Below are 5,474 nucleotides of genomic sequence, written 5' to 3'. Positions count from 1 at the left end.
TCGGCGCCGACGTCGTCGGCCTCGGCCGCGACGGTTTCGAAGGTGCGGCCGCCGCCGTCGAGCGGGGTGCACTGGTAACCCAGATGGGCGGCGACGCCACCGCCTTCGGCGACCGACAGCGGCTTGTCGTCGTTGCCGACGACCTGGGCGAGGTTGCGGCCGTCGTAGTGCAGCGCGGTGAAGAACGTGGTGTTGGCGCCGACGGACTGGGTGACGATCAGTTCCGCGCGGCCGTCGCCGTTGAGGTCGGTGACGCGCGGGGCCTCGAGCGGGACGGAGCTGTCGGCGCCGAGGTGGATCGAGGTGAAGGTGCCGTGCACGGTGGCCGAGACGACCTGGTCGCCGGGGCCGGTGAGCTGCGCGGTGACGGTCTCGATCTCGCCGTCGCCGTCGAGGTCGGCCACGGTGGTGACCGGATCGACGGAAGGTGCGCTCGCGAGCGCAGGGACGACAGCGGCCAGGCTCAGCGCGGCGACGACGCCGGTGATGGCGGTGGTACGGACGATGCCGGTGTGCTTCATGGTGCTTCTCCCTCCAACGCTCCCGGTGAACTTTTCACCGAAAGTGCTCTCATGTAGGGAGACGGTTGCGGATCATGGACGTGCAGTGAGAGTGTGATGTGCCACACAAACGCAACCCGGGTGGCCCGCCCCGGAAGAGCGGGCCACGCCGGTTCAGCCGACGGCCCACGCTTGCAACGCGGAGCCGGTGTCGGCCTGTTGCGTCACGGCCGCACCGTCCGAAGTGGACGCTGTGGTCAGGAGCAGGCCCGAGCGGACACTGACGATCTTGTAGGTGCCGTTGGGCTGTTTCGCCGCGTTCCAGCGTTGGTTGGCCCCGCCGGTGCACGTCCATTGGATGACGCGCGCGCCCGCGGTGGTGGCTCCGCCTTCGACGTCGGCGCACAGTTTCGAATGCGTGTTGGTCAGCGTGTAGGAACCGTCGGACTGCCTGGTGAACAACCACTTCTGGTTGGCGCCGTTGTTCGGCGTCCAGGTGACCAGCGGGGTTCCGGCGGCGGTCGAGGAGTCCGGGTCGTCGAGGTTCTTGCCGGACGCGGCCAGGGTGTGGACGCCGCCGAGGGTGCCCGCGCCGGCGTCGGTGAACTTCAGCGTCTGCTCGGCCGCGGTCCGGCCGCCGCCGACGGCGTTGCCGGTGGTGTCGGTCCAGGATCGCAGCGGGGTGGTCTCCGACAGGCGTGACGTCTTGCCGGACAGGCCGAGCACGAGACCGCTGTAGCGGTTCACCAGCCGGAAGGTGCCCTTGTCCACAGTGGACGGGATGACGAACCACTGCTGTCCGACCGTCGAAGCCGACGTGACGGTCGGTTTCGCGCCCCACGCCCGGCCGGCCTGCACGGCGTCGACACCGAGGAGCTGGCCCGTGGCGGCGTTGGCGATGCGGTACGAGCCGTCGCCGTCGGAGGTGAACTGCCACGCTTCGCGGTCGGAACCGGTCGTGGCCGCGACCGACGTCGTCGCGGTTCCGGTGCCCTGCGCGAGAACCCGGCCGTCACCGAGACCGATCCGGTACTTGCGGGAACTGTCCACAGGGGACGGTGCGGGCGCGGACGACGTGATGGTCTGCGTGGTGTACTCGCCGCCCGCGTTGTTCGAGCAGGCCACCGCGCAGTACGACCGGAATTGCTTGCCGATGATGGTCGAGTTCGTCTTGTTCGCCGCGTCGACGAACCAGCGGTACCACGACTGGTTGGTGTAGCTCCCGGTGTCGCCGATGAGACGCCATTTCTGCGTGGTCAGATCGTCGGTCACGTAATAACGCTGGGGGACGACGCTGTCCACGGCCTCCGGCGCGCCGATGTAGAGCCCGAGATGCGCGTTGTAGGCGATGTTCATGATGAACAGGTCCGACTTCTTCGGCAGCTGTCCCGCGGCGATCTGCTGGGTGACGTTGCCGGTGTTGGCCGGGTCGTAGTCGTCCGCGACGGGCGTGTAGCCGGTGTCGCCCGCGGCGGACACGGGGACCATGTTGCTCTCGCGACCGCCGACGCCGGGCTGGCTCCAGCCGCCGTCGAACCACTTCTGCCACGAGCCGGACGCCATCTTGGCCGAGATCGGCGAACGCGCGACGTGCGCCAACCCGGTCATCGGGCCGCCCGCGCCGGCTTTCGGCACGATGCGCGAGCCGTAGTAGACGTAGAAGTAGCCGGAGGCGGTGTCGACGAACAGGCGCGGATCGCCGTCGCCGTAGTCGAACGTCTGATGCGGGAACGCCGCCGTGTCACCGCGTTTCGTGCTGTACGGCGAAGTGATCGCGTGATCCTTGATGGTCCAGGTCTTGCCCTGGTCCTTCGAGACGGCCATGTCGATCGCGTCGTAGTGCGAGAATGAATACGCGCCGAACGGTTCGGGGGTGAACTCGTTGTGGATCAGGCCGTACCAGTCGCCGGTGTCCGGATCGACCCACGTGCCGACGAGGTCGCAGAAATTGCGCTGCGAGTAGCCCGAACCGGCGGGCGGATCGGTGGATTCCTTGCCGGTGGGACTGTTGTTGCAGCGCCAGGTGGTGTCGTCGTTACGGTCGGCGGGATTCGCCGGGTTCACCGCCGAGCTGATCGGGTTCTTGGTGAAGCTGTCGAAATCGCGTCCGCTGTAGAAGTCCCATTCCCGCGGTTGATCCGCGCCGTAGAGCGCGGCCGCCTGCTGGAAGTAGAACGTGCCGTCCTTGTCGACATAGGTACTCGCCGGGGTGTCGGTGGTCGGGCTGAACGACTTCTTGGCGTCGACCGTGATGGTGTACGTCGCGTCCGGCGGCGCGGCGTCGGACGACACCGGTACCACCGTGGTCGCCGCCACGGCCAAGGCCGCGGCGCCGAGAAGAGGCAGGGTCCGCATGACTCTCTCCCAAGGGTGACCCGCACCACAGTTGGCGGGGCGGTCGCCGATGTTATGAACGTAATTGCGCGTAAGTCAACGCTTTCAGTCAACTTCAAGCGTCAGTCATGCACTTATTGCGCGGAAAGTCCAAGCGGTCCGATACGGAAGTCCAAGGCGGTCAGTCGGGTACCAACGGCGGGTCGTCGGCCGGGGGGACGCGCGAACTCCAGCCGCCGGGCACGGCCTGGACGCGCGACTCGCGGAAGCGGGCGGGGGAGACGCCGGCCCGGCGGGTGAAGAGCCTGCTGAAGTACGCGGCGTCCTCGTACCCGATCGCCTGCGCCACTTCCTGCACCGGCATCCGTGTGGTGGCGAGGAGTTCCTTGGCCCGGTTGAGCCGGAGGGTCAGCAGGTGGTCCTTCAGCCCCGTCTCGGTGCTGCGGCGCACTGCGGTGCGGAGTTCGGGCAGCGTCATCCCGCGCCGGGCCGCGATTTCGGCGACGCTGAGGGGCAGCAGGGCGTCCTGTGCCAGCGCCTCCAGCAAGGGACCGTCGTCGGGGGTGCTGTCGGCGGCCCGCCGCAACGCCACCAGCAGGTGATGCACGGCCGCCGAGGCGTCGACCTGGGCGAGCGGACTGCCGCCGCGCGCGCAGCGCACGATCCGGCTCACGATGTCGCGCACGGCCTCGACGTCGCCCAGCGGTACCACCGGCGTCGCGGGCGTGACATAACCGAGTTCGACGTAGGCGTCCACGGCGCTGCCGTCGAAGTCGACGAAGCATTCTTCCCAGCCGTGCGCGGGATCGGGCGCGTAATGGTGCCCGACCCCGGGGACGAGCCACAGCAGCGCGGGCGCGACGACCTCCTGCCGCTCCCCGCCCGTCACGGCGAACCAGCCGCGCCCCTTGGACACCACCACGGCCACGTAATGGTCGAGCACCCGCGGCCCCACGGCGGGCAGGACGCCGTGCTGCAGCCCGACCCCGAGGCACACCAGGCCCAGCCGTCGGTGCACGGCCGACGGTGTGAAGTACCGCATCCAGGTCCGGTAACCCATCCCCGCATCTTCGCGCAAGCACTTCGGGGCGGTTTCGAGGGTACCGGCCCCGGGCTTCCGAAAAGGATTTCCTCGATTCCGTTCTTGATCACCGCGAATTCCTCGGCGGCTGCGCGGTCGTCGGAAGTTCCGGTATACGTGGAAGGGAGGGCGCCGCCGGGGAGGACGGCATGGCGCTTGAAGCAAGGGGGAAATACCGATGTTCGACGCGCGTCTCGTCGCTGATCAAGTCAGCCCGACCACCAGACCGAAGATCAGAATTCTGTTCTACACCGATGCCGTCGGCTTCTCGGGGAACGGCGGCTTCTCACTGGGAATCATCCGTGATCTCCTTTTGGGGAATCAGCCTTTCTTCGTCGAGTTCGAGATCGATTTGATCAACCGGCACGAGGGCGGGCACGCCGCCAACAAACTCACCGCCGAAGTGCTCGGCCGATACGAGCAGGTGTGGTTCTTCGGCATCCTGCAGTCCAACATGCCGGGAGAGCCGGAAAACGAGCTCGTGGACGCGGAGGTCGCCGCGCTGCGGACGTGGATGGACGCCGGTGGTGGCGTGCTCATCTGCGGCGACCACTCGAATCCGCGCCCGCCGGGAGCGGATCCGTCGCTGCCCGACTATCTGAACCTGGGCCGGGCGCTGGGGCACCGGGTCCCGCGCGCGGGTGAGCTGCGGGTGTGGAACGACCGGCCCGACGCCAGTATCGAGTTCAGCCACAACACCCACCAGCCGGATCCGTGGGGCAGTGACATCGACAATCCGATCCCGAACGACCTCGATCCGTACCCGCAGGAGCTGATCCTGCGGAAGCGGTTCGGTAGGCCGCACGCGCTGTTCCAGGGCAGGCGGGGACCGATAACCGTTTTCCCGGACCACATGCACGAGGGACAGCTGGTCATTCCGGAACAATTCCCGGCGGATGTCTGGCCGTCCGGGCGTTCGGGACAGCCGAAGCCGGAAATCGTCGCGCAGGGCACCGACAAACGCAACGGCCAGGTCTACGGAGTGTCCTGTGTGTACGACGGCGCGGCCGCCGGTGTCGGGCGAATCGTCGCCGACGCCACTTGGCACCACTATTTCGACATCAATCTGTGGGGTTTCGAAAAGGGCGGCGAGGTGCTCGATCGCCTCACCGAGTATTACGTGAACCTCACGCTGTGGTTGGCGCCGAAGCCGGTCAAGCTGGAAGTGAACGCGCAGCTGCTGTACTGGCTTTCGCGCAATATGAGCGTCCGCGCGGTGCTGCCGGAGGGGTTCCGGGTGCCGGGGATCACCGCGGCGGGCCTGGTCCGCGAGGTCGGCGGGCAGAGCGTGCTCGACGATCTCGTCTGGCCGCTGGAAGGGGCGCCGGGGGTCCCCGAAGAACTGCTGCTCGGTGCCGTCGTCAAGGAATCCGTCGCGGCGCTGAGCGGAGGGGACGTCGAGACGTTCGACGCCGTGGACGTCGTCGAGCGGGGCCTGCGGGCCGGGGCCGAGGAGTACGCCGCCGAGCTGCGAGCAGCGCTCGACGCCGTCGAAGGCCTGGGCCAGCGGCTAGCGGAGGGTATTCGCTGAGGTTGATTCCGTGAAGGCCCCCTTCATT

The 5,474-nt window shown here is 67.9% G+C and carries 4 protein-coding genes; 1 reads left to right on the top strand and 3 read right to left on the bottom strand.

Annotated features, from left to right (window positions below; all coding sequences use genetic code 11):
* The 3 genes from AVR91_RS27640 to AVR91_RS27630 form a co-directional block, all read right to left on the bottom strand.
* Window positions 1–521: hypothetical protein (locus AVR91_RS27640; RefSeq protein ID WP_076857451.1), on the bottom strand; the 521-nt coding region annotated here is incomplete at its 3' end.
* A 153-nt stretch (window positions 522–674) separates the two neighbouring features.
* A complete protein-coding gene (locus AVR91_RS27635) occupies window positions 675–2,855 on the bottom strand; it encodes an RICIN domain-containing protein (protein WP_063276431.1) in 2,181 nt (726 codons plus the stop codon).
* A gap of 160 nt (window positions 2,856–3,015) precedes the next feature.
* A complete protein-coding gene (locus AVR91_RS27630; RefSeq protein ID WP_063276432.1) occupies window positions 3,016–3,894 on the bottom strand; it encodes a helix-turn-helix domain-containing protein in 879 nt (292 codons plus the stop codon).
* Window positions 3,895–4,093: 199 nt separating this feature from the next.
* On the opposite strand from AVR91_RS27630, the gene AVR91_RS27625 reads away from it, so the two are divergent.
* Window positions 4,094–5,446 (top strand): hypothetical protein, encoded by a 1,353-nt coding sequence (locus AVR91_RS27625; protein ID WP_063276433.1) that lies wholly within the window; start codon window positions 4,094–4,096, stop codon window positions 5,444–5,446.
* Window positions 5,447–5,474 lie beyond the last annotated feature (28 nt).

The sequence above is a fragment of the Amycolatopsis keratiniphila subsp. keratiniphila genome (genome assembly GCF_001620365.2).
In the GTDB taxonomy this organism is placed as follows: Bacteria; Actinomycetota; Actinomycetes; order Mycobacteriales; family Pseudonocardiaceae; genus Amycolatopsis; species Amycolatopsis keratiniphila.
Note: the sequence above shows the minus strand (reverse complement) of the source record. Positions and strands in the feature narration are given on the sequence as shown.